The organism is Herpetosiphon gulosus (genome assembly GCF_039545135.1).
Taxonomy (GTDB): domain Bacteria; phylum Chloroflexota; class Chloroflexia; order Chloroflexales; family Herpetosiphonaceae; genus Herpetosiphon; species Herpetosiphon gulosus.
Genome location: NZ_BAABRU010000001.1, coordinates 230,559 through 256,792, shown reverse-complemented (window position 1 = coordinate 256,792; position 26,234 = coordinate 230,559). Strand labels below are relative to the sequence as shown.

At 50.1% G+C, this 26,234-nt stretch carries 20 protein-coding genes; 15 read left to right on the top strand and 5 right to left on the bottom strand.

Annotated features, from left to right (window positions below):
• Positions 1 to 5: 5 nt before the first annotated feature.
• The 4 genes from ABEB26_RS01170 to ABEB26_RS01155 all read left to right on the top strand — a co-directional run bounded on the left by ABEB26_RS01170 (position 6) and on the right by ABEB26_RS01155 (position 3,021).
• A complete protein-coding gene (locus ABEB26_RS01170) occupies positions 6 to 902 on the top strand; it encodes an amidohydrolase family protein (protein ID WP_345720106.1) in 897 nt (298 codons plus the stop codon).
• 80 nt (positions 903 to 982) lie between these two features.
• On the top strand, positions 983 to 1,699 hold the full coding sequence (gene trxA / locus ABEB26_RS01165) for a thioredoxin (protein WP_345720105.1): 717 nt from the start codon (positions 983 to 985) through the stop codon (positions 1,697 to 1,699).
• A 159-nt stretch (positions 1,700 to 1,858) separates the two neighbouring features.
• Positions 1,859 to 2,086 (top strand): MbtH family protein, encoded by a 228-nt coding sequence (locus tag ABEB26_RS01160; RefSeq protein ID WP_345720104.1) that lies wholly within the window; start codon positions 1,859 to 1,861, stop codon positions 2,084 to 2,086.
• An 80-nt stretch (positions 2,087 to 2,166) separates the two neighbouring features.
• Complete coding sequence (locus ABEB26_RS01155) at positions 2,167 to 3,021, top strand: hypothetical protein (RefSeq protein WP_345720103.1); 855 nt, start codon at positions 2,167 to 2,169, stop codon at positions 3,019 to 3,021.
• A 54-nt stretch (positions 3,022 to 3,075) separates the two neighbouring features.
• Here the strand turns inward: ABEB26_RS01155 and ABEB26_RS01150 are convergent, their stop codons facing one another.
• Together ABEB26_RS01150 and ABEB26_RS01145 are read right to left on the bottom strand one after the other, a co-directional pair.
• A complete protein-coding gene (locus ABEB26_RS01150) occupies positions 3,076 to 5,544 on the bottom strand; it encodes an ATP-dependent Clp protease ATP-binding subunit (protein ID WP_345720102.1) in 2,469 nt (822 codons plus the stop codon).
• A gap of 84 nt (positions 5,545 to 5,628) precedes the next feature.
• Entirely contained in the window at positions 5,629 to 6,633 is a 1,005-nt protein-coding gene (locus ABEB26_RS01145) for a DnaJ C-terminal domain-containing protein (protein ID WP_345720101.1), read from the bottom strand.
• Positions 6,634 to 6,938: 305 nt separating this feature from the next.
• Here ABEB26_RS01145 and ABEB26_RS01140 point away from each other — a divergent pair, with 305 nt between their 5' ends.
• The gene (locus tag ABEB26_RS01140; RefSeq protein WP_345720100.1) at positions 6,939 to 7,397 is read left to right on the top strand and encodes an ABA4-like family protein; all 459 of its coding nucleotides are present in this window, start codon (positions 6,939 to 6,941) and stop codon (positions 7,395 to 7,397) included.
• Positions 7,398 to 7,407: 10 nt separating this feature from the next.
• Complete coding sequence (locus tag ABEB26_RS01135) at positions 7,408 to 8,412, top strand: hypothetical protein (RefSeq protein WP_345720099.1); 1,005 nt, start codon at positions 7,408 to 7,410, stop codon at positions 8,410 to 8,412.
• 260 nt (positions 8,413 to 8,672) lie between these two features.
• Here ABEB26_RS01135 and ABEB26_RS01130 read toward each other — a convergent pair whose 3' ends face one another.
• Positions 8,673 to 10,130: a catalase gene (locus ABEB26_RS01130; protein WP_345720098.1), complete on the bottom strand. Its 1,458-nt coding sequence runs from the start codon at positions 10,128 to 10,130 to the stop codon at positions 8,673 to 8,675.
• 180 nt (positions 10,131 to 10,310) lie between these two features.
• Between ABEB26_RS01130 and ABEB26_RS01125 the strand changes: the two genes are divergently transcribed.
• From ABEB26_RS01125 to ABEB26_RS01100, 6 genes are all read left to right on the top strand, one after another.
• The gene (locus ABEB26_RS01125) at positions 10,311 to 11,189 is read left to right on the top strand and encodes a LysR family transcriptional regulator (protein WP_345720097.1); all 879 of its coding nucleotides are present in this window, start codon (positions 10,311 to 10,313) and stop codon (positions 11,187 to 11,189) included.
• Between the two features lie 484 nt (positions 11,190 to 11,673).
• Positions 11,674 to 12,339, top strand: coding sequence for an SIMPL domain-containing protein (locus tag ABEB26_RS01120; RefSeq protein WP_345720096.1), 666 nt, complete (start codon positions 11,674 to 11,676; stop codon positions 12,337 to 12,339).
• A gap of 101 nt (positions 12,340 to 12,440) precedes the next feature.
• On the top strand, positions 12,441 to 12,857 hold the full coding sequence (locus ABEB26_RS01115; protein ID WP_345720095.1) for a CBS domain-containing protein: 417 nt from the start codon (positions 12,441 to 12,443) through the stop codon (positions 12,855 to 12,857).
• Positions 12,858 to 13,196: 339 nt separating this feature from the next.
• Complete coding sequence (locus ABEB26_RS01110; protein WP_345720094.1) at positions 13,197 to 13,760, top strand: Uma2 family endonuclease; 564 nt, start codon at positions 13,197 to 13,199, stop codon at positions 13,758 to 13,760.
• A gap of 672 nt (positions 13,761 to 14,432) precedes the next feature.
• The gene (locus ABEB26_RS01105) at positions 14,433 to 16,268 is read left to right on the top strand and encodes a 2-oxoacid:acceptor oxidoreductase subunit alpha (protein ID WP_345720093.1); all 1,836 of its coding nucleotides are present in this window, start codon (positions 14,433 to 14,435) and stop codon (positions 16,266 to 16,268) included.
• Between the two features lie 3 nt (positions 16,269 to 16,271).
• Entirely contained in the window at positions 16,272 to 17,318 is a 1,047-nt protein-coding gene (locus ABEB26_RS01100) for a 2-oxoacid:ferredoxin oxidoreductase subunit beta (RefSeq protein ID WP_345720092.1), read from the top strand.
• 406 nt (positions 17,319 to 17,724) lie between these two features.
• Here ABEB26_RS01100 and ABEB26_RS01095 read toward each other — a convergent pair whose 3' ends face one another.
• The gene (locus ABEB26_RS01095) at positions 17,725 to 19,194 is read right to left on the bottom strand and encodes a ComEC/Rec2 family competence protein (RefSeq protein ID WP_345720090.1); all 1,470 of its coding nucleotides are present in this window, start codon (positions 19,192 to 19,194) and stop codon (positions 17,725 to 17,727) included.
• A 511-nt stretch (positions 19,195 to 19,705) separates the two neighbouring features.
• Between ABEB26_RS01095 and ABEB26_RS01090 the strand changes: the two genes are divergently transcribed.
• The 3 genes from ABEB26_RS01090 (at position 19,706) to ABEB26_RS01080 (ending at position 25,379) form a co-directional block, all read left to right on the top strand.
• Positions 19,706 to 21,304 (top strand): M4 family metallopeptidase, encoded by a 1,599-nt coding sequence (locus ABEB26_RS01090; RefSeq protein ID WP_345720089.1) that lies wholly within the window; start codon positions 19,706 to 19,708, stop codon positions 21,302 to 21,304.
• Positions 21,305 to 21,785: 481 nt separating this feature from the next.
• Positions 21,786 to 24,473, top strand: coding sequence for an ATP-binding protein (locus ABEB26_RS01085; RefSeq protein WP_345720088.1), 2,688 nt, complete (start codon positions 21,786 to 21,788; stop codon positions 24,471 to 24,473).
• Positions 24,474 to 24,539: 66 nt separating this feature from the next.
• Entirely contained in the window at positions 24,540 to 25,379 is an 840-nt protein-coding gene (locus ABEB26_RS01080) for a DNA/RNA non-specific endonuclease (protein WP_345720087.1), read from the top strand.
• On the opposite strand, the gene ABEB26_RS01075 is transcribed toward ABEB26_RS01080, so the two are convergent.
• Complete coding sequence (locus ABEB26_RS01075) at positions 25,369 to 26,085, bottom strand: hypothetical protein (RefSeq protein ID WP_345720086.1); 717 nt, start codon at positions 26,083 to 26,085, stop codon at positions 25,369 to 25,371. The two genes, ABEB26_RS01080 and ABEB26_RS01075, sit on opposite strands and share 11 nt — an antisense overlap.
• Positions 26,086 to 26,234: the final 149 nt, after the last annotated feature.

The window sequence follows — 26,234 nt, the reverse complement described above, 5'->3', positions numbered from 1 at the left end:
GCTCAATGTATACCAATGCCCATACCCACTTAGAACTTAGCGCCTTGGCCGAGGTTTGCCCCACTGGCCAAGAATTTGGTGCGTGGCTGCAAACTATGCTCTCGCGGCGCATGCAGCTTGATAATGCCACCCTCGAACGTGGCATCCACAGTGCGATCGAACAACTCCAGCAAAACCAAACTACCACAGTTGGCGATATCTCAGCCACGCGATTGAGCATTGAACCCTTGCTTAGCAGCGGCTTGGCGGGCGTGGTCTACCTCGAAGTGCTTGGCTTTGATCCAAGCGTGGCGCTGGAGCGATTTAGGGCGGCCCAACGCGAAATCGACACCTGGCGCAAACGAGAAACCGCCATGAAAATTGGCTTGAGCATTCATGCGCCCTATAGTTGTGCCCCCAGTTTGTTCGAGGCTGCGGCGCGTTGGTGTCGGGCTGAAGCTGTGCCTTGGGCCATCCACATCGCCGAATCGCCTGCTGAAGTGGCTTTTTTGCAACAGGGCATTGGCCCATTACGCGAACTTAACCGCCGCATTACGCCCCATATCGAGTGGCAAGCTCCGCAATGTTCGCCAATCGCCTATCTCGAACGCTTGGGGGTGCTCGAAGCCCAGCCTGTGTTGGTGCATGTTGTCCAAGTCGATGCCCATGATCTGGCGTTAATTGCCAAATATGATTGTGCTGTGGTGCATTGCCCGCGCTCCAATCACAATCTGTTGTGTGGGCGCATGCCGCTTGAACAGATGCTTGCACAGGGCATTCGGGTTGGCTTGGGCACTGATAGCCTAACCTCAGCCCAATCGCTAGACATACGCGATGAAATCAGTTTTGCTCAGCAACTTCATGCCTACAAAGTTGAACCAAACATCATTGAACAATTAGCAACTCAACCGAGCATTTTCTAAACAAAACATTGACAGATTGCTAATGCAACTCGCTATAGCAGCGTGTTACACTCAAACCAGTAACACCAAGGAGGTCAGCGATGACATTCTCAACCCCAATTCATACCAACGATCAAAGTTTCGAGCGTGTGCTCAAGACTGGTTATCCCTTGATGGTTGTGTGGAGCAGCAAAAGCGATCCACAGAGCCAAGCCTTCGATAAAGTGCTGAATCTATTGGCAATTCAATTTGAAGGTCGCGCCTTGATCGTCAAAGTCAATCCTGAAGAAAATCCCAAATTGACCAAGGATTATGCAATTAGCGCAATTCCAAGTGCTGTCTTTATTCGCCAAGGCGAGGTGCAAGGCCGTTGTGTTGGCGGATTAAGCAAAGAGCAATTGCAGCCTGTGCTTGAGGCCTTAGTCAATGGCCAAGCCTTGGGCAATTTGCCGAATGCAGCCAGTACACCACTAACACCAGCAACGGCGGTTGCGGGTGGTTCGACCCCGTTGACGCTGACTGATGCCAATTTTGAGCAAACCATTCGCAGCGGCCAAACAGTGTTGGTCGATTTTTGGGCGGCTTGGTGTGGGCCGTGTCGAGCAATTGCACCCTCGATCGAAAGCTTAGCCAAAGAATTTGCTGGGCGAGCAGTCGTTGCTAAATTGAATGTTGATGAAAACCCACGCACCGCCCAACGCTTCAATATCCAAGGTATTCCAGCCTTGTTGGTATTTAAGGGTGGCAAAGTGGTTGAACAAGTCACTGGAGCACAGCCCTTACCAGCGTTGCGCCAAGTCCTGGCGCGACACGCCTAAATTTGGCTCTTGCTAGGCCATGAAGGGATGCGGTAAAATAAAGCCAGATTGCAGCACAAGCATCTGTGGTGCAAGCCTCATCCTCGCAATCGCCCTAGCCGCTGCAATTGTTGAAGTTTACCAACAGTGATGTTGGCCTATGACGGAGGATTCTCGACCATGGGTTGGAACGATGAAGAAGATACCACCATTTACAAAGTTGTCGTGAATCATGAAGAGCAATATTCGATCTGGCCAGCTGATCGTGAAAACCCACTTGGCTGGCGCGATGAAGGTAAAGTTGGCCCAAAAGCTGAATGTTTAGAACATATCAAACAAGTTTGGACGGATATGCGGCCTTTAAGTTTGCGTAAAAAAATGGAGGAAATGGCTCGCGAAGGCCAATAATTGGTTTGTAAAGGTCAATCCCTGACACACTCAACGACTATCTTATGCGGGTAGTCGTTTTTTCGTGCAAGGAGCCTGTCATGAGCCACCCTTTGCCCGCTTGGCACAGCGAGCTGCGGCGCAACCAAACGCTTAATCAATGGGGCTTTCGCTGGCATTCGCAACGGCGATTAAGCCGCACGCCAGCCCGCGCCGATGGCTTGATCAGCTTGGGTTCATGCCCTTCAGTCACCACGCGCCATATCCGAGCCAGCATGTTGCTTGATCCTGCTCAGCCGCAGCAGCTTTGGCTGGATTTTTGTGGTAACTCCGATGAACCACGTTTAAGCTGCGAGCCAAATTTCGAAGCGCTCAGTTTGGTGTATCAACGCTATTTTCAGCGCTTCAACGGGCGACCTCAATCCAACGAAATCAATCTGTTGCGCCAAGTGGTGCAGTTACGCGCCCAACCAGCACCGTTTGATCTGGCAACGTTTTTGGGTAATGGCTATCAGCAATTTCATCTGTTTTTGGGCTTGATCGACGATCAAACGATTATTGAGTTGGAAAATTCAATGGTGTTTAACCCTTGGCTGAGTTTGCAAGCTTTGGCCTTGGATTCAGGCAGTGGTTGCGGTTATTCGCAATATCGCACAGCCTTCTCTGGCTCGATTTTGACCATGGAATTTAATCGCCAATTCGTAACCAAAGATGCGGCCTGTATTGCGCGAATTGCCTATCATCCAGTGGCTGTAGCTGAACAAATCAACGTGCAACGCTGGCAAATGCAAAACCCAACCAACGTGGCGGCAGTATTACCACAAGATGTACCATTTGATGTGTTGGGGTTGTATCAACATCTCGATTGGCAATGGTGGCAAACTGCCGAACATGCTCAATCCATGGCCGCTGAAGGCGATAAGCATGCGGCAATTGTGGTGCGTTTGTTAACTTAAACCATTCAGCGGTCGGGAAGCAACTTCCCGACCGCTGTTTCGATTCAAGCGTTGTTAGGCTGAAAGTGGCTCAACTGGCTTGCTGCTGGTAATTTGCAAGCGTTCGCCTTTGTTGAAAATAATCACGCCATTTTCAACATCGACCTCGACCACATCGCCAGCACTGAACTCGCCTTTGAGCAACGAGCGTGAGAGTGGCGTTTCGACCAAGCGTTGCAAGGTGCGGCGCAATGGGCGTGCCCCATAAACTGGGTTATAGCCTTCTTGCACCAACAATTCTTTGGCAGCGCGGGTCAGATGCAAGGTAATTTGCAACTCGCCCAACCGACCTGCAACCTCGTTCGCCAACACATCGATAATTCCAGTCAATTCAGCCATTTCCAACGGCTTGAACAGAATAATTTCATCGATGCGGTTCAAGAACTCAGGTCGGAAAGTGCGTTTCAAGGCATCGTCAACCCGCTTGCGCACTTCACCCATATCGATCTTGTTCTCGCGGCGGAAGCCAATCGAGCCAGCCCGAATCTCATCAGTACCTACATTCGAGGTCATAATGATTACGGTATTGCGGAAATCAACGGTACGGCCTTGCGCATCAGTCAAGCGGCCATCATCAAGCACTTGCAGCAACGAATTGAATACATCGCCATGGGCTTTTTCAATTTCATCGAACAAAATCACTTGATATGGGCGGCGACGAATTGATTCGGTTAATTGACCGCCTTCGTCGTAGCCAACATAGCCTGGAGGTGCGCCAACCAAGCGCGAAACGGTGTGACGTTCTTGATATTCCGACATATCGACGCGAGTCATGGCATCTTCATCATCAAAGAGGAAGGCTGCCAAGGCTTTGGCCAGTTCGGTTTTACCAACCCCGGTCGGCCCCACGAAAATGAATGAACCAATTGGGCGGCGTGGGTCTTTGAGGCCTGATCGGGCACGGCGAATCGCATCGGAAACCGCAGTTACCGCCTCATGTTGACCAACAACGCGGGCATGCAAGCGTTCTTCCATCTCGACCAACTTGAGTTTTTCGGTTTCAAGCATGCGCTGCACCGGAATCCCCGTCCAGTTGGCAACGATGGTGGCCACATCTTCTTCATCGACCACATCATCAAGTTGATTAGTTTCGAGCCATTGCTGGCGCTCAAGCTGAAATTCGCTTTCTAAGGCCAAGGCTTCAGCTTTGAGAATCGCGGCGCGTTCGTAATCGCGTTGATTACCAGCATCTTCCTCGCCACGGTGCAAATCGCGAATTGCTTGTTGCTTTTCGCGCAACTCCTTGGGCATCGAATAAATATCAATTCGCAGTTTGGCCGAAGCTTCGTCGATCAAATCGATGGCTTTATCGGGCAAGAAGCGATCGTTGATATAGCGATGCGAGAGGTTGGCGGCGGCTTTCAAGGCAGCATCACTAATCGTCAAATTGTGATGTTCTTCGTAGCGGCGGCGCAAACCACGCAACATCTCGATCGTGGTTTCAACATCTGGCTCTTCAACATAGACTGGCGAGAAACGGCGTTCCAAGGCGGCATCTTTTTCGATGTGCTTGCGATATTCGTCGGTGGTTGTCGCGCCAACTGCCTGCATCTCGCCCCGTGCCAAGGCTGGCTTGAGCATATTCGAGGCATCGATTGAGCCAGCCGCAGAGCCAGCTCCAACCACGGTGTGCAATTCATCGATGAAGACAATCACTTTGCCTTTGGCCGAGCGCACTTCATCCATCACCGCTTTGAGCCGTTCTTCAAACTCACCACGGAATTTTGAGCCAGCGACCATGCCCGCCAAATCGAGGGCTAGCACACGGCGATTACGCAACAACTCAGGGACATCACCATTGGCAATGCGTTGAGCCAAGCCTTCAGCGATGGCAGTTTTACCAACGCCAGTTTCGCCCACCAGCACAGGGTTATTTTTGCTGCGCCGGCTCAAAATCCGAATCACGCGGGTAATTTCGCTATCGCGACCAACCACTGGGTCAAGCAAGCCTTGGGTGGCGAGGGCAGTTAGATCGGTGCTATATTTTTCCAGCACTTCATAGCGGCTCTCAGCAGTTGGGTCATCGGCGCGTTGCGAACCACGAATCTCCATCAGAATCGAAAGCAAGCGCTCGGTATCAATGCCAAAACTGGCCAAAATACGAGCGGAAGCGCCTTCACGTTCGCCAGCAATCGCAATCAACAAATGCTCAGTTGAGACATATTGATCACCCATACGCTCAGCTTCTTGCTCAGCGCGTTTGACCAAGCGCTGCGTGCGGGGCGTGACATAGACGCTTTGCTGTGGATAGCCATAGTTATAAACTTTGGGCGATTTATCAAGCTCGCGTTCGACGCGGGCAATTACCGATTCAACATTGACACTGAGGCGACCCAAAACTCGCCCGGCAATCCCATCTGATTGGCGCAACAATGCCAAGAAGATATGCTCAACATCGAGCTGCGAGTGATGCTGTTCGTGCATCAACTCTTGAGCATGTTGAAACGCTTCTTGCGCTTTTTCGGTAAATCGTTCTAACTTCATATAAAAACCCTTTGAAGGGATGAAGGATGAGGGATGAGGGATGAAACAGCTTCATCCTTTATCCTTCGTCCTTCATCCTTTCGGTTAATCGCTGTCCCGTAGAGCCATTACCAATTCGCGCTGTTTGGGAGTCAGGCTGGTTGGTAGCACTGCCTGAACTTTGACCAGCAAATCGCCGCGAGTGTTCTGATCACGCAGGCTGGGCACGCCCTGGCCGCGCAAACGAAACACTTTAGCATTTTGGGTCTGTTCGGGCACCGTTAAGGTTAATTGCTTGCCATCAGGCAATGGAACTTTTATTTTGCCGCCAAGGATGAGGGTATGCCAATCGACTGCGAGATCGGTATGTAAATCGTTGCCTTTGCGCTCGAAGCGACTATCGGGCACGAGATTGACCACCAACATCAAATCGCCACGTTTGCCTTGGTCGATGCCAGGGCTGCCTTCGCCAGCAACGCGAATGCGTGAGCCTTGATCGACTCCGGCAGGAATGCGCACATTGATCGTGCGAGTGCTGGTGCCGCTCACGCCAGTACCGCCACAGGTTGGGCAAATACTACCACGGCTCGCACCACTACCACCACAATTGCTACACATTTCGGGCGCTTGCAATTGAAGCGTGCGTTGGGTGCCACTGAGCACTTCGGCTAAAGTAACATCAATGGCTTGCTCAACATTTTGGCCGCGTTGTGGTCGGCGATTACCATAAACCCCGCTGGTTTGGCGGCGGCTGGCATTGCCAAACAACATTTCGAAAAAATCGGAGAACTCACCATTGGCGAAATCGCCGCCAAAGTTGCTACCAAAACCACCTGGTTGCGAGGCGTATTGACTCCAATTAAACCCCGAACCTGTACTTTGGGCGCGTCCCCAATCGGCACCGAAGCGATCGTACTTCTCTCGCTTGTCTTTGTCCGACACTACCTCATAGGCTTCGTTGATTTCTTTGAATTTACGTTCAGCTTCAGAATCGCCGGGATTGAGGTCTGGGTGATATTGACGCGCCAATTTCCGATAGGCTTTTTTGATTTCAGCTTCGGTTGCAGTTTTTGTTACTCCAAGAATTGTGTAGTAATCCTTGTAATCCATTACAACCCCTTCTAGTGCGAACTTCTGAACGTGATTTGATCATACGTCGCTCACCATGGCATGTCAAGATAATGCAACGTTAACGGCTAATTTCTAACATGCTGTTAGCAGTTAGGTTCAAAAGCGCCGCTTACCACCCACTCCAATAGTACCAAGCAGAGCAATGATTCGTCTAGCGTTTTCAGCCTAGGATCGATCTAGTTCTTTCGGTATAACCTGCCTAGCCCCAAATAGCCATCACAAGCTCTATTCTACGCTCTAGAATAACAGCAGTTTGATTGAACCTTGCAATGCGGGAGGGCATTATGGTGGCTCAATTATTTTCGCTCAGCAGTTTGTTTGTCATGCCATTTTGGTTTTTGATGGTGGTGTTGCCATTTTGGAAGTGGACGCAGCGGATTATCCAATCGCCATGGATTATTCTTGGCCCAGCCTTGATTTATGCGATTGTCTTGTTGCCAATTTTTGCCACCGTTTGGGCTGGCGTGAGCAACCCAACTTTGCCTGGCGTAATTGAACTGATCAGCAATGAGAGCGGTGCCACGCTCAGTTGGGTACACTTTTTAGCCTTTGATCTATTTGTGGCCCGTTGGATCTATTTAGATAGCCGTGAACGCAACATTTTTGCCCTGATCATCAGTCCTATTCTTGTCAGCGTACTTATGGTCGGACCCGTTGGATTTTTGATCTATATGGTCGTGCGCACGATCCACGGTCTTGTTCGTTCACCCAACCTTACAATTGCTCAACCTGTAACTAAATAAAGGAACAGCCATGACAACGACTGCTCAATTCCCAGAGGCTCGGCGTACTACGTCGGGAGCCGGAGCTATTTTGCGCCAATTTTGGGTCACCAGCAAAGGCATGACGATCTTTTTCATGCTTAGTTGCTTTTTCTTGGTGCTAGCAATCGCTGGAGTCATTGTTGACCCGCGTGAGGTGCTCGGCCAACCCGTTTGGATGAAAAGCCTAAAATTTGCGGTTTCGTTTGTGGTCTATGCACCAACCGTTTTGTGGATGTTTAGCTATGTTAAGTTGCGGCCACGTTTGATGCGGTTTGTGATGGATGCTTGTGCCGCTGCGCTTTCAATCGAAATTGTGCTATTTATTACCCAAGCTGTACGTGGCCAACCAATGCACTTCAACGTCGCAACCCCAATTGATGAAACCTTGTGGAGCATCATGGGCACGACGATCACGGTCTTCTATCTGATTAATATTATTGGATTTGTGGTGTTCCTGCGCCAAAAACCAATCGCTGATCGGGTCTTTATGCTCAGCCTAAAATTGGGAATGGGCTTGATGTTGATCGGTTTTGGGCTTGGCTTTTTGATGACCAACCCCAGCCCTGCCCAAATGGAAGTGTTGCAAGCTGGCGGTTCGGTTCCAGCAATTGGGGCACATACCGTCGGCGCTGCTGATGGCGGTCGCGGCATCGCGATTCTCGGCTGGAGTAGCGAGCATGGCGATTTGCGGATTGCCCACTTTGTTGGGATTCACGGGGCACAAGTGCTGGCTTTGGTTGGCTGGTTGCTCTACAACGCCAAACAACGTTTTAATAATAAGCAACGCTTGGCCTTAACTTGGGGCGCAGCGGTTGCCTACCTCGGCCTCGTAGCAAGTGTGACGGTGCAAGCACTGCGTGGTCAAGCTCTACTCCAACCTGATGCAACCACCTGGATCTCATGGATTGGGTTGGTCGTAGTTAGTGTGTTGTTCACGAGTGTCGTTGTGAATCAGGGTTCAGGGGCAAGGGTTCAGGGGTCAGGCAGTTTTTAACGCAGAGGATGCGAGGGTTCAGGGGTCAGCAATCAGGTGGTAGGTTTTATGATTAGGCTACATAATTCAAATCTGGCCCCTTGCCCCTGAATCCTGAACCCTCGCCCTTCGTGCTCTTCGTTAACCAATAAAAAGGCGCTTGGCTGGGTAGATGATCGTCTACTACGGCCAAGCGCCTCAACCTTTAATTCCTCTGTGCCACTGGATTACAAAGGCGCTAGATTTTCATCCTTCATAATTCAGCCTTCATCCTTATAAAACTAGGCTTCGAGGCTGCTGATATCAAGGCCCAAGGCGGCAGCAACTCCGCGACCATAGGCAGGATCAGCTTTCAAGAAGTGGCCGATTTGGCGTAATTGGATAAATTCAGGCACGCCTTGCATCGCCGCTGCAATGTTGTTGAACAATTGTTGTTGCTGATCAGCATTCATCAAACGGAATAAATTGCCTGGTTGGGTGTAATCGTCGTTGCCATCGCGATGATTGTAGCGATCGGCATCGCCGCTGATTTTGAGGGCTGGCTCGGCGTAGCGTTCGTTTTGAACTGGGCCGCCAAAGCTGTTTGGCTCGTAGTTAACCGAACCACCGCCATTACCATCGAAGCGCATTTGACCATCGCGATGATAAGTGTTGACTGGTGAATGCGGCTTGTTGACTGGCAAGGCAGCATAATTTACGCCAATGCGGTAGCGGTGAGCATCAGCATACGACATAATTCGTGCTTGCAACATCTTATCAGGCGAGAAGCCAATGCCTGGCACGATGTTTGATGGCTCAAACGCTGCTTGCTCGATTTCAGCAAAATAGTTTTCGGGGTTGCGATTCAATTCCATCGTGCCAACTTCGATCAATGGATAATCGGCGTGTGGCCACACTTTGGTTAAATCGAATGGGTTGAGATGGTAGGTTTCAGCATCAGCTTCGGGCATCACTTGGACGCAAAGCTTCCAGCTAGGGTATTCGCCACGCTCAATCGCATCGAACAAATCGCGTTGTGAGCTTTCCCGATCAACCCCAACTACCTCAGCAGCTTCAGCATTTGTCCAGTTCTTGATGCCTTGCTGGCAGCGGAAGTGGAACTTAATCCAGAAGCGTTCGCCTTGGGCGTTGATAAAGCTATAGGTGTGGCTGCCAAAACCATGCACAAACCGATAGCTAATTGGCAAACCACGATCACTGAACAAGATCGTTACTTGATGCAAGCTTTCGGGCGAGAGCGACCAGAAATCCCACATGGCTTGGGGTGAACGCATGTTGGTTTTGGGATCACGTTTTTGAGTGTGAATAAAATCGCTGAATTTGTAGGGATCGCGCACAAAAAAGACTGGCGTGTTATTCCCGACCAAATCCCAGTTGCCTTCATCGGTGTAGAATTTGACGGCAAAACCGCGCACATCGCGTTCGGCATCGGCAGCGCCGTGTTCGCCCGCAACGGTTGAGAAGCGCAATAAGACTGGAGTTTGCTTGCCAACTGCTCCAAAGATCGAAGCCTTGGTATAGGCCGTTACATCATTGGTAACGGTAAACGTCCCAAATGCCCCTGAGCCTTTGGCGTGGACGACCCGTTCTGGCACCCGTTCGCGATTGAAGGTCGCCATTTTTTCCAGCAGTTGATAATCTTGCATCAACAGTGGGCCACGGGGGCCAGCCGTCAACGAGTTTTGATTGTCGGCAATTGGCGCACCATGGGCGGTCGTCAGTTGTTCTTGCTCATCCATCGAACAAATCTCCTAAGGTAAACTGAGAAAACGGGAGGATGCTCAGCGTTCTGTTGGCACAAGCTGAGCCGGGTAATCGCTACAGGCATTGGTGTGCAGACCATGCCTGCAACTATACTGTATGCTATTATATCCATAGTTGCAACATCTTATTAACTATACAATCTATAGGCAACAACTATGGAAATTCATCAATTGCTCTATTTTGTGGCGGTCGCCGAAACTGGTGGTTTCAGCCGCGCCGCCCAACGTTGCGCTGTTAGCCAGCCTTCGCTCAGCCAGCAAATTATTAAATTGGAGCATGAACTTGGTCAAGCGTTGTTTGAACGTTTGGGCCGCACAATTCGCTTGACCACCGCTGGTCAGGCACTTTTGCCGCAAGCGCAGCAATTGCTCACTCAATGGCGTTCGATCAAGCAGCATGTCAGTGATAGTGTTGAGCAGCACGCTTGTCGTGTGGCAATTGGAATTATTCCGACCTTGGCTCCGCGCTTTTTTCCGAACGTCAGCCAAGCCTTTCAACAACAGTTTCCCCGAACAACATTAAACATAGTTGAACATACGACGAGCCAATTATTAATTCAGCTAATCGAATATAGCCTTGATTTGCTGATTGCCAGCGGGCCGATTGAGCATCCGTTGATTCAGATTGAGTCTTTATGTGATGAAGCGTTGCTGGTAGCATTGCCGCACGATCATCAATATGCTCAGCGTTCGGTTTTACAATTAAATGATTTATATCACATGCCGCTGCTGGCGTTACACGATGACCATTGTTTGAGCCAGCAAGTTGATGCCTTTTGCTACGAGCAGCATTTGGAGCCGCAAGTAGTTGGGCGGGTCACCAATTTAACCACGATTCAAGGTTGTGTGGCCGCAGGTTTGGGAATGGCGTTTGTGCCACAATCGCTCGCCCAAGCCGAGCCACATCCCAATGTGGTCTATCGGCGTTTGATCGATGCCCAACCACAGCGCAAGATCGTCGCTGCTTGGCATCATCAACGCCCGCCGAGCAGCAGTGTGCTCGATTTGTTGCGAACAAAGCTTTTGGAAGGATGAAGGATGAATTATGAGGGATGACCGTAAGAACAGAGAGCAAAGAACATAGAACATAGGAACAGAATAAAAGAGAAGTCAAAGGCAAAATAGTTAATGCAGACGATGCGAGGGATCAGGCTTAAGGGGCTATGTGTAATGGTTCATTGGATTGACAACCAGTTCTCGTTCCCTCACCCCCTGACCCCCTCTCCCGCACGCGAGGCGAGGGGGAACCGCTCCAGCAGTGCTCCCCTCGCCCGCCGCAGAGGGAGAGGGGCTGGGGTGAGGGCATGCTGGGCGTTGCTAACGTTATAAACCATTACAGCTAGGGGTTAGGATTCGGATGCTAGGGGCTAGGATTCAGGGGCTAGGAAGCACCGAGAAAGGCTAGTACAGGCCTTGGGATAGGAGCATAATCAAGTCAATCTGTGCCAATCTGTGGCAAAAACAACCCTTCGCGGTTTCAACCTTCCGTGTCCTTTATGGATCAATCAAGGAGCCGTTTATGGAACCAAACCTCTTAAATGTGAGCAGCAGCTACCGCCAACTAATCGATGCTAATCGGGCTGAAATAACCGTGCGGATCAAAGGCTCATCGGTGATTAGCAATAATACCGCCTTGGAAAAAGCCAAAGAAGTGCGCCAATTGGTCGAAGCCTTGACGAGCTATGGCTTGGACAAGACGGCCATCCAACTACAAAGTGTGGTAGCTGAGGTCAATAATGGCGTGTTGCTGCGCAGTTCGAGCGCCACCTATACCCTCTTAATTCGCTGCGCCGATTTAGAGCAACTGCCCGATGTGCTGGGTATTATCACCAGTCAAAAACAAACCAACCTCGAACATATCACGTGGGGCTTTCCCGATGATCCAGCAGTCTTGAATGGTTGGCTACAAGCTGCGCTAGAATTAGCCAAAGCCAAAGCCATGGCCATGGCCCAAACCCTGGACGTGCGGATTATCGGCGTGCATCGGGTTGATGATCAATATGGCAGTGAACACCACCCGTATGTTCAGGATGCCGAGTTCCGCAAATCGGCTAGTTTGGCGCGTGGTGGTGGTAGTGGATTTAGCAAAGACGATCTAGGCCTAGCCATGATCCATCGCAAACAGATCGAAGTCAAAGTCCAAGTGGCCTTTATTATCAGCCCAGATGAGAATTTTACGATCTAGCGAAAATTCGCTAAAAAACTACTTGATAATGCAATGCGTCATGGTATAATAGCCAGCAATCGAACCTCGGCCAAACCTCAGAAATGCAAAGGAGCATGGCAATGACTGCTCAGTTAACCGTTGGCGATACCATGAACGCACAAGTAATCTCCTGTCGTACCGAAACCAGCCTCCGCGAGGCGATCACGCTCCTACAAGGCAACCGCATTCAAGCCTTGGTAGTGGTTGATGGCCCTGGTTCTTTAGCAGGTGTTTTTTCACAAACCGATGCCCTTGGTGCTTGGAGTCGTGGCCTCGATTATGAGCGCTCGATGGATAGCCCGGTTGGCGAGTTTATGACCCGCGATGTTATTACCTGTATGCCCCATGTTGATTTGAGCCGCGCCGCTAATCTGCTGACCAGCAACCGAATTCATCGCTTGGTCGTGGTCGAGGAGCGCAACGATGGCCGCGTTTGGCCAATCGGCGTGCTCTCGCAAACCGATATTGTGCGCAAATTGGGCGAAGAAGGCCACTAACTGAAGGATAAATTATGAGGGATGAAGGATGAAGAGTTAGGGGCTAGGAATGAGGATTCAGATGTTAGGGGTCAGGTTTTAACTACGAAGCATTGATTGGCTATAGGCTGAAGGCTATGGGCTATCGGAACGTTGTGTGGGATTGCAATCAGTTTGATAGTTCAAAGCCAATAACCTATAGCCTCGCTTCGCGCTCTTCGCAGCCTTCGCGGTTTCAAACCTTCGTGTAACTTCGTGTCCTTCGTGGATTAAGCCTCTCACTCCCCGATCCCCAACCACCAATCCCCAAAGCCATGTGCTATGATGCAAGAGCGATTGAATCTAGTGGATGGCGAGTGTATGAGTGCCGAATCAATTAGCTCAATGACAATTGAGGAATATTTAGCTGGTGAGCGAACCAGCCCTGCCAAGCATGAATTTCTGAATGGGCAGGTTTATGCCTTGGCTGGCGCGAGCCGCAACCATAATCTGATTGTGGTCAATTTGATTGCTGAATTGCATAGCCAGTTAAAGCAACGTTCTTGCAGCGTTTTCCCCAGCGATCTACGGATTAAAATCTCGGCAACAGGCTTGTATACCTATCCTGATGTCTCGGTTGTATGTGGCGAAACATGGTTTGATGATAGCCATCAAGACACCTTGCTCAACCCCACGCTAATTATTGAAGTGCTGTCGCCCTCGACCGAGCACTATGATCGTGGGGGCAAATTTCAGCATTATCGCCAAATTCCATCGCTACGTGAATATCTGTTAGTTGCCCAAGATCCCTATCATATTGAGCACTACAGTCGTCAAGCAGCCAATCAGTGGCTCTTGAGCGAAATTGACGATCCGCAAGCGGTGCTGGAGTTACGCTCGATTCAGTGTAGACTAACGGTTCAAGAGGTCTATGCCAAAATATAGAACAAAGAACATAGAGCATAGAACATAACGATTATGGAGCTATTTTTTAACGCAGAGGCGCTAAGGGAATTATGAGGGATGAAGGATGAACAGCGCATTTGTGTAATTCGTGCAATTCGTGGCTAAAAATAATCCTTTGTGCAACTTCGTGTTCTTCGTGGATCAAGCAACTTCATCCCTCATAATTCATCCTTCATCCTTCCAAAATTGCTACTTGACAAACTAGCCAACCTTGAGTACACTACGCCCATCAATAAAAACTGATTTATCCGATAAAACAGTTTTTATTATGACGCAGTTCTGAAGCACTGGACATGCATTCATCGGCAAAGCGTCAGCATTGATACGAGGGCGTAGCGGCAACTGCGCAGCTCGGTGCTCCTCTCTCCCCTCTCCAGTTGGCACGCCAGTCGCTCATGGCACAGAGCGGCTGGTTCTTCTTTTAGCACTAGAATAGTAAATTCTCACCAAAACTGGCTAAAACCACTGTTCTCATAGATTCTGTCTATGGATATAATAGATATAATACATCGCAGCTAAAGCAATCACGGCGTACAATTATGGTTTAGATAACAGCAAAAACCAGCGTTTTGTTGGTTGACGAACCATTGTGTTCGCAGTATCTTTAGAGGCTATAACCTGGCAAAGAAGCCAATTAAGGAGAATACGTTCATGGCAGTCGTAGATTATCAGACGGAGCAACAGCCCGCTGAAATCGCCCGTGAGGACGTGAATATTAACGACTTCGCGATTATTGTGGCTACTCCCAATGGGTCTGGGAGCCAAACCGCCAATAATACCATCCTCCGTGCATGTTTCAACATGGGTATTCCGGTCACAGGCAAAAACCTGTTTCCTTCAAACATCAAGGGTTTACCCACATGGTATTCAATTCGCTTGAGCAAGGATGGCTATCAAGCTCGTCGCCACAAACGCGATGTCTTGGTGGCAATGAATCCAGCCAGCTTTGGCGATGACCTTCAATCGCTTGAGCCAGGTGGGATTTGTCTGTATCCTGATGATTCACGCCAAGAGCTTTCACGCAGCGACGTGACCTACTTCCCCATGCCCGTCAAGGAATTGGTGAAGAACTCAGGGGTCGATGCTAGCTTGCGTGATTATATTGCCAACATGGTCTATGTTGGGGTTTTGGCGCACTTAATCGGCATTGAAGTTGCCGAAATCGAAAGCGCCTTAAATAAACACTTCAAGGGCAAACAAAAGGCAATTGCCTCGAACATGAACGTGGTGAATGCGGCGGTAGCTTGGGCTGCTGCGAATATCTCCACTCCATCGCCATTCCGCGTTGAGCGCATGGATAAAACCAAGGGCATGATTATGCTCGATGGCAATACTTCCGGTGCACTTGGTTCGGTATTCGGCGGCGTTTCGTTTGTCGCTTGGTATCCAATTACACCTTCAACCAGTTTGGTCGATGCGCTCAACGACTATTTGCCAGAACTGCGCATGGATAAGGAAACCAACAAGCCAACCTACGCCGTAGTCCAAGCCGAAGACGAATTGGCAGCAATCGGGATGATTATCGGGGCTGGTTGGGCTGGTGCTCGCTCAATGACCGCTACCTCTGGCCCTGGGATTTCGTTGATGGCTGAGTTTACCGGCTTGGCCTACTTCACAGAAGTTCCATGTGTGGTTTGGGATGTGATGCGCATGGGGCCAAGTACCGGTATGCCTACCCGCACCGGCCAAGGCGATTTGCTCTCAGCTTATTTCTTGAGCCACGGCGATACCCAACACGTTTGTTTGTTGCCTTCAAGCGTCAAAGAATGTTTTGAGTTTGGCTGGCGCTCGTTCGATTTGGCTGAACGTTTGCAAACAATTGTGTTCGTGCTCAGCGACCTCGACTTGGGCATGAACCAATGGATGTCGGAGCCATTCGAGTATCCAACCGAGCCAATGGATCGTGGTAAGGTGCTTGATGCTGAAGCCTTGACCGCCGTTGGCGATTGGGGCCGCTATCGCGACGTTGATGGCGATGGGATTCCCTACCGCACGCTGCCTGGCACCAACCATCCCAAAGCTGCCTTCTTCACCCGTGGTTCAGGCCACAACCAAGATGCCAAGTATACCGAACGCTCAGACGAGTGGGTTGCTAACATGGATCGCTTGGCCCGCAAGTTCGAAACTGCGCGAACAATCGTTCCTGCACCAATCACGGTCAACGAAGAAAATGCGACAATCGGGATTCTCTCGTATGGCTCGAACGATCCAGCAATTATCGAAGCTTTGGATCGTTTGCGCGAGCTCAACATCAATGCCGCTTATCAACGGGTGCGGGCATTGCCATTCACCAAAGAAGTTGGCGAATTTGTGGCCAAGTACGAACGAATTTACGTGGTTGACAACAACTACAACGGCCAAATGGCACAACTGTTGCGGATGGAATACCCAGAATTAGCTGGCCGGATTATTGCTGTTGCAAGCTGCGATGGCTTGCCATTAACCGCCCGCTGGGTGACTGAATCAGTACAAAAAGGGGAAGCATAGGCCATGGCAACGACCAAAGCGACTCCCAAGCCAAAAATTAACCTGCTTGGGTTTGAACAAGGTGAATACAAAGGCGCACCTTCGACGCTGTGTCCCGGGTGTGGCCACGACTCAATTTCATCACGGATTGTTTCGGTTTGTTTCGAATTAGGTGTCCAGCCCTATCAAGTTGCTAAATTTAGCGGCATCGGCTGTTCATCGAAAACTCCGGCCTATTTCTTGGGCCGCTCGCACGGTTTCAATAGCGTTCACGGACGCATGCCTTCAGTTGCCACTGGCGCAATCGTCACCAACCGCAACTTGATCGGCTTGGCAGTAAGTGGCGACGGCGATACTGGCTCAATCGGCATGGGTCAATTCAAGCATTTGGTACGCCGTAACGTGCCAATGGTCTATATCGTCGAAAACAACGGCGTATATGGATTGACCAAAGGCCAATTCTCAGCGACCGCCGATATCGGCCAAAAGCTGAAATACGCGGGCTTGAACGAACTCCCGCCAATCGATCTCTGTGCAGAAGCGATCATTGGTGGCGCAACCTTCGTTGCTCGTTCGTTCGCTGGCGACCCACGCCAAGTTGAAGCCTTGATGAAGGCTGCTTTGAGCCACCGTGGTTTGGCGGTGCTCGATATCATTAGCCCATGTGTAACCTTCAACAACCACGAAGATTCAACCAAGAGTTATGCTTACGGCAAGGAACACGAAGAACGTCTGCACGACATGACCTTCATCCGCGCCCAAGAAGAAATCACGGTTGATTACGAAGAAGGCGAAGCAATTCCAGTCAAGATGCACGACGGCTCAACGATTGTGCTCAAGAAACTTGAGAACGAGTACGATCCAACCAATCGTGTCGCGGCGTTGTCACGCTTGGATGCCGCCCGCGAAAATCAAGAGTTTATCACTGGCTTAATTTATGTCAACCAAAACAACAATCGTACTATCCACGATTTGTTGCACATGGACGAACAGCCCTTGAGCCAGCTCTCAGACGAACAACTGCGCCCAAGCAAAGAAGCCCTCGAATCAGTCTTGGCTGATTTGTACTAATTCACGTTTTGGCCTACCACCCTAGTTCTAGCGTTTGCTCAGGGCTGGGGTGGTTTTATTTAAAGATGAAATATGAGGGATGAGGGATGAAAGCCAGAACATAGAACATAGCTGTAATGGTTCATTGGGTTGGCAACGCATGGCATGCCCTCACCCCCTCGCCCGCACGCGCGGCGAGGGGGAACCGCTCCAACAGTGCTCCCCTCGCCCGCCGCCGTGGGAGAGGGGCTGGGGGTGAGGGCACGAGCACTGGTTGTTAACCTCATAATCCATTACACATAGAGCATAGAACATAATATTGTACCTAGAGATTTAAGTTTTTTGATCCACGAAGGACGCGAAGAGTTGTTTCGCCACGAATTCCACGAATTCCACGAATGCGCCGTTCATCCTTCATCCTTATGTTCTATGTTCTTTGCTCTATGTTCTCTCGCTCCATCCATAGCTTTGCCCCAACACTCAAGCCATAGGCTAGCAATAGCCAAATCAAGCCAAACCTAGGAATTTCGACCGCTGCCCAAGCCAAATCGGCCAACCATTCGGCCACCTCTACTACCCAAGTTAATGCCGCCCATGTGATTGGCAAGGCCAGAAAGGCCAACCAACGCCCAAATAAACCCAAACATGCCAGCACCGCGCCGCTGGCCATAATCAACGGCACAACTGGCACAATCAGCACATTGGCCACAGGCGCAATCAACGAAAGATTGCCAAAATGATACAAAATGATCGGCAGTGTCCAAATTTGAGCGGCTAAGGTCGCCGTCAACGGCTCGATCATCCATTCAAGCCAGCGCCAACGTAGCCAATGCCGCAATTTGGCTTCAATTGGCTTGCCCCAAGCAAATAGGCTAGCTGTGGCCAAAGCTGAGAGTTGAAAGCCTAAATCCCATAAGGTATGCGGATCGATCAGGGTCATCAGCCAAGTTGCTGCCGCCAGTGCCGCCCAAGCATCCGATTTGCGGCCAAGCGGCTGGGCTAGCGCCACAATTGCGCCCATCAAGGCGGCGCGAATCACTGCACCGCTGGCTCCCACAAAGGCTACATACACCACAATTGCGCCAATTGCCAACATGGTAGCGTGGCGTTGGCTGAGCTTTAAGGCCGTGCCCAAGCCGAGCAATGCTGCCACCACAATCGTAATATTCCAGCCTGAGATGATTAAGATATGCGAAAGCCCAGTGCGATTGAAGGTATCCCACACAGCTTGAGGCACGCTGCTTTTGACTCCCAGCAACATTCCAACTAACACCGCCGCTTGGGGTTGAGGCAACGTTTGGTTGATGATAGTTTGGGAGCGCTGTTTGAGTACGAGTAGGCGTTGATAGGCTGAGGGTTTCGCAGGCAAGGCTTGTTCAACGGTGGCAGGCTCAAGCATGGCATAGATTGAGCGGCGGCGCAGATATGCGGCATAATCGAAATTTGGGCTAGAGGTTGGCGTGATGATTGTGCCACTGACTAACAAACGTTCGCCATTGCTGCGCGGTGGCTCGGCTGGCAAGGTCAACATAATTTGGCCAGTTGTGGCAACGCGTCGCTGCTCATGTTGATAGGCTTGAACGGCTAGCACCACCCGTTGTTGCTGGGGAGTCCATTGTGGTTCGCCAACGATCACTCCTTCCAAACGAGTGGTCATGCCAATCTGCTGACGAATATCGTCAAGATTTGAGGAATTTTGACTCACCGCCATTCGTACTACCCCTAACATAGTACCAGCATATATTGCTATCAGCATAATTTGCCATGATTTTCGGATATAGATAAGCATTAAAATAATCGGTATTGATGAGATAAAATATAGATACCATGCTATTTGCAGCCTATCATTTAACCACAGTCCAAGCAGCCAGCCAGCGGTAAAACCACAAAGTCGCATATGCAAACTCCTCAATAATGCTGGTTTTTTAGAGCCGCATTCCCCTAAAAATCCCCCATGTCACTATTGCCACTGGATAGTGGTGAAAAATGGTAAAATAATTTTTATCCCTTTGTAATGGCCTAAAAATAGTTAAAAATTAGTTGAAACAACGTATCAACAATCTTGCATATTGAAATAGGGCGTGGTATCGTTTTACTGCGCCGATAGTACTATTCAAGCAAACCCAAGACTCAGACCCTTCCATAAGCGCCATGAGCATGATAATGCTCCAGCTTTGGCCAACCGATGACTTCTAGCATGATGTCGCCCGACCTCATCAGAGAAGCCAGCGCCAGACCTGCAACGGCTCTGCAATTTCGCAATTGGTAGCCTGTAACACTCGTTACTGGTATGCCATCTGTATGACTATTTTCGTCAGTTTTCAAGAAGCTGCTATTTTATTTTGGTAGCTTGCTGATGAGCTAGTTGTTCTCGAAATCCCTACAAATTGCGGAGGTTATAATTCTTTATGGTTCGCAAACGTTTAATCACTGTTGCTGCATTGCTCGGTTTAGTTGGGGCTGTCTTTGGTTCTGCTGTTAGCACTGGTGCTCAAGATTACGACAAAGTTCGCGGACAGTTGATCCGCACCTATCGCGAAGCCGAAGCCAAAGGCGTGCGCCCAGATTGGGTTACCGCAGCGGTTGATACCAGCTTGAATCACTTCGCTGGCAAGGGTGCAAATAGCGCCAATTTGCAAGTGCGTGGCGTTGATCAAGATGATTTGGGTATCAATGTGCGCCTCGATCAAACCCACGCTGGTTTTCCAGTCTTTGGCGGCCAAGTAATTGCGCACCTCGACAACAAAGGCAATGTGACCCAAGAAAGTGGCGAACTTTTCGCGGTTGATGGGATTGATACCAGCACTAGCTTAAGCTCAGCTGAAGCAATCAAAATTGCCCAAAGCCAAGTCAAGTACGATTTCAGCGCCAAAAAAGCTGGTGGGGCAGAAGTTAGCAGCGAACTAAAAATCTTGCCACGCGAAGGCAAAGATTCAGTGATCGTCTTCCAAGTAAGCTTGCACATTGAAGATGGCACTGAATCAACCGCGCACCACGAGTTCTTCATCAACGCCAAAACTGGCGAAACCGAGTTGTACTACAACGATATGGATGGAGTCAACGCAACTGGGACTGGCAAGAGCTTGTACAGCGGCAATGTCTCAATTACCACCGACTTGGTGAGCAGCGTCTACTATCTGCGCGATAACTCACGCGGCGGCATGTACACCACCAACATGAACAATCGCACCACTGGCGGTAGCACCTTCACCGATGCTGATAATGTTTGGGGAACCAACACGACTGCCAACGTGCAAAGCGCTGGGGTTGATGCCCACTATGGCGCTCAATTGACGTGGGACTACTACTTGAGCAGCTTTGGCCGCCGTGGCATCGATGGCAATGGTTTCCGCGTGTTGAGCCGTGTGCACTATGGCAATCGTTATAACAATGCCTTCTGGAACGGCTCAAGCATGACCTATGGTGATGGCGATGGCACAACCTTCCGCCCCTTGGTTTCGCTCGATGTTGCAGGCCATGAAATTACTCACGGTCTGACCGAAAAAACCGCTGGCTTGATCTATAGCAACGAATCGGGCGCTGCCAACGAATCATTCTCGGATATTTTCGGCACGATGGTCGAATATAGCAGCGGCACAGGCGATTATCTGATTGGCGAAGATATCTACACCCCAGCCACCGCTGGCGATGCTTTGCGCAATATGTCGAACCCTGCCGCTGAAGGCGACCCCGACCACTACAGCAAGCGCTACACTGGCACTGGCGATAATGGTGGCGTGCACATCAACAGCGGCATCCAAAACCAGGTCTTCTATCTGTTGGCTCAAGGTGGCACCAACCGCACCTCTGGTCAAGCAGTAACCGGCATTGGCCGACCAAAAGCCGCAGCGATCTTCTATCGGGCCTTGACGGTCTACTTGACCCCAAGCTCAAACTTCAAGGCCGTGCGCACCGCAACCCTCAACGCCGCCCGCGACCTCTATGGCGCAAGCAGTGCTGAATACAACGCAACCGCTCAAGCCTGGACGGCTTGTGGCGTACAATAAGCACTAGCAAAAGCCCCTCACCCCAACCCCTCTCCCGTGCGCGGGCGAGGGGCTTTTTCATTCCATAGATTGCGAATCGCTGAAGAACTGCGGTCAGATGTCCTCGTCCTGTATCTACAAGGGTGGGTTTTAATCATAGTCGGACTCGAATCACGGAATCTGTGGTTCATCGGTGGACAGTGGCGAACACGTCATGCCCTTGAGGGGTGCAGGGGATTAAAGCCCCTGCGTTTCCCATCTTGAGGCGGGACGGAAGGGTGGTGGTCACCGATGACGATTAAGGTCCAACGCTTACTTAAAATCCAAGCTTTGAAATCTGTGTTTCCCACCGTGAAATTAGACGGAAGAGTAGTAACTCGTTGAAAATCTCTTGCTAAAATTATTAAGCACAAATCGATCTGCCCCTACTTCTTCTATTGAATGCACAAAGTTACTCAGATATGGTAAGATCAAGCTAGCGGCCAACCCCAAAGGAGCTTCAATGACGATAGCGCTCACCCAACCAAGCCCCAACCACCCGTGGGATGAAGAGCATATCAAGGCCTTGTTGCGATTTCCGCGCTATCCGCTACGCTTGTTGCAAGCCGAGCCATGGCAAACCTGGCTCAATCAGCGCGGTGGTTTGGCAAATATTTACAAATATCTGCAAGCATACGCCTTTGTTGCCAGCCAACAACGAATTTTAGCCGTGATTTTAGCGACCCCCGAAGCTACCGCCGATTTTTATGCCGATCATCTGAGTATTAGCCGCACGACTTATTTTCACCGCCTCAACGAATTGCTGCCTGCCTTAGCCTATGCCCTCAATACGTGGCAAATCGATCAGTCGCAGACCCTTGCAACAACGCCTAAACCAAGCTTGCCGCAACCATTAACCAGTTTGGTTGGAGTCGAATCAACACTTGCGTTGCTCACACCCTTGCTGTTACAACCACAAGTGCGCTTGCTAAACTTGCTTGGTCATGCAGGCGTGGGCAAATCGCGGCTAGCCTTGGCCTTAGCCCAACAAACCCAATTTGCTGCCTGTTGGTATCTGGATTTATCGAGCATGACAAGCGCAGCCGCCATTGAGCCACGATTAATCGAATTGATTCAACCAGCCAAGCCAACGCTTCAGGCGGTAATTCAGCAGCTGGCCCAACAATCCACATTATTAGTTTTCGATAATGCTGAACATCTATTTCCGCTGACTGAATTGCTTGAAAGCTTATTAAGCGGCGCGGCTAGCCTCAAAATTTTGCTAACCAGCCGCCGTGCGATGCAGCTTTATGGCGAATACGAATATCAGGTACAGCCGTTGGCAACTCCGCATCCCGCCGATTATCTGACACCTAGCGAGTTGGCCCAAATTCCAGCGGTGCAACTGTATTTGCAACGAGTGCAAGCGGTCAATCCGCAGTTTCAGCTTGATCAAACCAATGCCCAAGCAATTAGCGAACTTAGCATTGCGCTCGAAGGTTTGCCCTTAGCAATCGAATTAGCCGCTTTGCAAAGCAAATTTTTCGCCCCCCAAGCCTTGCTCAATCGGATTAATCAGCAGCAACGCTTGAATATGTTGCAACGCCCCCAACAGCGATCAGCTCGCCAACAAACCTTACGCAGCACGCTCGATTGGAGCTTTGGCTTGCTCGAACCAGATTTGCAAAGCCTGTTTAGTCGTTTGGCGGTGTTTGCTGGTGGCAGCACCATCGAAGCCGCAGCAGTAATTTGTGCCAGCCTTGAGCCACAACTAGAGCAAACCAGCAGCTTCAGTTTGGAAAGCCTGCCCCAAGCACTTGATCAAGTTCAAGCAGGTTTGATGGCCTTGGTTGATCAAAGTTTATTGCAGCAAACGATTGCCAGCCATGGCGAGCCGCGCTTTCAAATGCTCGAAGTTACTCGCGAATATGCCCTGCAACAACTTAACAATCGCGGCGAAACCCTACTATTGCAACGTGGTTATACCTTGTATTATTTGCGATTGGCTGAACATATTATGACTTGGCAAGCGCCGCAGCTTTTTCAACGTCGCACCGAAATGTTGCAACAGGAATATCGCAACTTCAAAGCAGCCATTCAATGGGCGCTTGACCATCACGAAGCCGATCTGAGTGTGCGATTGGTGGTGCTGCTCTGGGATTTTTGGACGTACTACGGTCATCAACAAGAGGGTCGCCAAATTGCCGAGGCCGTAATTGCCCAAACCGCCAGTTTACAATCGCCATTACGTGCCCAATTGTTGCGTTTGGTTGGGTGGCTAGCCCATGATTTAGGCGAATATACCTTGATGCATCATTCGTTTCAAGCGAGCGTTGAGATGGCTGAGGGTATGGCCGACCACCATAGTTTGGGGTTGTCGCTGCACGGGTTGGGCGAATTAGCCCAAATGCATGGCAATTGGCAACAAGCCCAAAGCCAACTCCAGCAAAGCTTCACAATTTTCCAAAACCTTGAGCAACAGGAATTGCAGGCATGGTCGTTGGAACATTTGGGGCGTTTGGCCTTGAGTCAGGGTCAGTTCGAGCAAGCCTATGGGCTATTTCACAAAAGCCTCGATCGCTTTCAGTCGCTCGATTCAAGTTGGGGCGCGATCTTTGCCCTCGGCCATCTTGGTCAAGTTGCCTTGTATCAAGCCGATTTTGCCAAGGCCCACCAATATTTAGAAGAATGTTTACAGGTTAGCACGGCCACTGGAGCACATCGTAGCGCTATGGTTTGCCAAACCCTCAATTATCTGGGCGAATTAGCTTTGCAACAACAACATTTGGAGCAAGCCAGCGAATTACTGCATAATTGCCTCAATTTGAGCCATGAAATTGGCTATCGGGGCTGTATTGAGTTAGCCAACTATAGCCTGGGTTTGTTGGCGCTGCACGAAGGCAACCAAGCCCAAGCCCGCAACTACTTGCATGAATCGCTGCATTTACAACAAACTTTGAACGAACAATGGCGAACCTTATTGGTAATTGAAGCCTGCACTGAATATCTAAGCCAGCACCAACCGCACACCGCTGCCTGCCTGTATCGCAGCAGCGAGCATTTGCGCCAAAGCCTAGCGATTCAGCGACCACCACTGTATCAAGCCAAATTTCAACAATTAACTGAGCTGTTGATTAATGATTTAGCCAATGCCAAACCTCTAGCCAGCCTCGAAAGCACCTTAGATTTTGCAATTGCCCAGATTCGCTAGCCTTTAAAGCGCCCAGCTGTGCTACACTGCCTAGCAGAAACCACTCTAGTTGCTGTGAGGATGTTTATGCGCCGTTTTTGGATTGGGATGATCACGCTGATTGTATTGCTGAGTGGCTGCGATGCGCAGCAATTTCTAGCCACACCAAAGCCCAGTAGCTCCAATAATTCAAATCAACCGCAAGCCGAAGTTAATCATATGGCGTTGGGCAATCCTAGTGGAGCCTTGCCCGAAACCAGCAGCAGCAATAATTACTTGATCCAGCGTCCAGAATATAGCTTGGCCTACAATCGCAAACTGAATATTCTCAATTGGGTCAGCTGGCATTTGGGTAGTGGCGATTTGGGCAGCACTGACCGCAGCCAATTTACCACCGACCCCGATTTGCCCGAAGGCTGGTATCGAGTTAAGCCGACCGATTACACCAACAGCGGCTATGATCGCGGCCATATGTTGCCATCAGCCGATCGCAATCGCACAGAAAGTATCAATCGCTCGGTATTTTATATGACCAACATCGTGCCCCAAGCGCCCGACAACAACCAAGGCCCATGGAAAGAATTCGAGGATTATTGCCGCGATTTGGTGCGTGATGGCAAGCAACTTTATCTGATCGCTGGTCCCGAAGGCTCCGATGGCAGCATCGGCGATCCTAAGATTCGCGTGCCCAAGTATGTTTGGAAGATTGCGCTGGTGCTTGATGCTAACGCTCAGATCAGCGATATCAACCGCAACACCGAAGTGATAGCACTGCGCATGCCCAATCGCGATGGCATTCGCGATAAAGATTGGCGCGATTATATCGTTTCGGTTGCGACCATTGAAGAAAAAACCAAATACACCTTTTTCACCAATTTGAGCAGCGAACTCCAAACTAGCCTCAAGCAAAAAGTTGCTACGCCCTAATAATCCAGCGAGTTAAATTGCGGCGCGTTTGGGGAGCCATTGCAATTGCCGGATTGGCTAACGTTTGCTCAAGTGCAGCAATCAAAGCTTGCTCTGGCCTTGAATCGGAAACGTGATTCAAGGCCATTGCTTTGACGACTATCAAGGCCAAACGCACATGAGCAGCTTGATCAGATGTCAATAATTCAGCAATCTGTGCTTGATTGCATGGCAAGCGCCCAAGCAAACCACCAGCAATATTCAGACGAATTGTTTGAGCACGGCCTGCTGCCAAGATGTACTCAGCCGCCTCAGCCGAGCCAAACTCAGCTAAACCATTAGCGGCTGCTTCGCGACTAGCACGTTGCGGCGCAGTATTGAGCAATTCAGCCAAATCAGCAAAGGCTTGTGCTCCGCGAATACGCACCATTGCCACAGCAGCATAACTTTCGGCCAGCTGGCCAAGCGCAGCCAACACAATCGCACGAACAGTAGCATAGCCACAATCTGCGCCAATTCGCCCAAGCAAATAGGCAACCAACCACGCGGGAGCCGTGCCTGCCTCAAATGCAGCGATTAGCAAGTTGGCAGCGGCAGGGTCGGGTGCATGCTGAGCCAACGCTGGATCAACCAACTTGAACTTGGCAGGATCATGCAAGGCATAGCGTACCAATTCAACCGAATTATCTTTATGTAAACTATTTATAATTGGATTGACGAAGGTCACAATAATTCCCCTTGATTGATATCTATTATCGGTAGCAATCATTATGCTTCTTTAGCTGTTCCTAATACATCGCCCTAAGCATAAGCGTTGCGGGTAAATGCAGATCCTTGCTCAGCCACCAAGAATAAGTCACACGCTTTGAGACTATT

What these genes read in the sequence shown, in the direction of transcription:
- ABEB26_RS01090 (WP_345720089.1), top strand. Translation starts at nt 19,706, where the DNA reads ATGGTTCGCAAACGTTTAATCACTGTTGCTGCATTGCTCGGTTTAGTT.
- ABEB26_RS01095 (WP_345720090.1), bottom strand. Translation starts at nt 19,194, where the DNA reads ATGCGACTTTGTGGTTTTACCGCTGGCTGGCTGCTTGGACTGTGGTTA.
- ABEB26_RS01110 (WP_345720094.1), top strand. Translation starts at nt 13,197, where the DNA reads ATGAGTGCCGAATCAATTAGCTCAATGACAATTGAGGAATATTTAGCT.
- ABEB26_RS01135 (WP_345720099.1), top strand. Translation starts at nt 7,408, where the DNA reads ATGACAACGACTGCTCAATTCCCAGAGGCTCGGCGTACTACGTCGGGA.
- trxA (WP_345720105.1), top strand. Translation starts at nt 983, where the DNA reads ATGACATTCTCAACCCCAATTCATACCAACGATCAAAGTTTCGAGCGT.
- ABEB26_RS01115 (WP_345720095.1), top strand. Translation starts at nt 12,441, where the DNA reads ATGACTGCTCAGTTAACCGTTGGCGATACCATGAACGCACAAGTAATC.
- ABEB26_RS01105 (WP_345720093.1), top strand. Translation starts at nt 14,433, where the DNA reads ATGGCAGTCGTAGATTATCAGACGGAGCAACAGCCCGCTGAAATCGCC.
- ABEB26_RS01170 (WP_345720106.1), top strand. Translation starts at nt 6, where the DNA reads ATGTATACCAATGCCCATACCCACTTAGAACTTAGCGCCTTGGCCGAG.
- ABEB26_RS01145 (WP_345720101.1), bottom strand. Translation starts at nt 6,633, where the DNA reads ATGGATTACAAGGATTACTACACAATTCTTGGAGTAACAAAAACTGCA.
- ABEB26_RS01120 (WP_345720096.1), top strand. Translation starts at nt 11,674, where the DNA reads ATGGAACCAAACCTCTTAAATGTGAGCAGCAGCTACCGCCAACTAATC.
- ABEB26_RS01125 (WP_345720097.1), top strand. Translation starts at nt 10,311, where the DNA reads ATGGAAATTCATCAATTGCTCTATTTTGTGGCGGTCGCCGAAACTGGT.
- ABEB26_RS01080 (WP_345720087.1), top strand. Translation starts at nt 24,540, where the DNA reads ATGCGCCGTTTTTGGATTGGGATGATCACGCTGATTGTATTGCTGAGT.
- ABEB26_RS01155 (WP_345720103.1), top strand. Translation starts at nt 2,167, where the DNA reads ATGAGCCACCCTTTGCCCGCTTGGCACAGCGAGCTGCGGCGCAACCAA.
- ABEB26_RS01150 (WP_345720102.1), bottom strand. Translation starts at nt 5,544, where the DNA reads ATGAAGTTAGAACGATTTACCGAAAAAGCGCAAGAAGCGTTTCAACAT.
- ABEB26_RS01160 (WP_345720104.1), top strand. Translation starts at nt 1,859, where the DNA reads ATGGGTTGGAACGATGAAGAAGATACCACCATTTACAAAGTTGTCGTG.
- ABEB26_RS01140 (WP_345720100.1), top strand. Translation starts at nt 6,939, where the DNA reads ATGGTGGCTCAATTATTTTCGCTCAGCAGTTTGTTTGTCATGCCATTT.
- ABEB26_RS01130 (WP_345720098.1), bottom strand. Translation starts at nt 10,130, where the DNA reads ATGGATGAGCAAGAACAACTGACGACCGCCCATGGTGCGCCAATTGCC.
- ABEB26_RS01100 (WP_345720092.1), top strand. Translation starts at nt 16,272, where the DNA reads ATGGCAACGACCAAAGCGACTCCCAAGCCAAAAATTAACCTGCTTGGG.
- ABEB26_RS01085 (WP_345720088.1), top strand. Translation starts at nt 21,786, where the DNA reads ATGACGATAGCGCTCACCCAACCAAGCCCCAACCACCCGTGGGATGAA.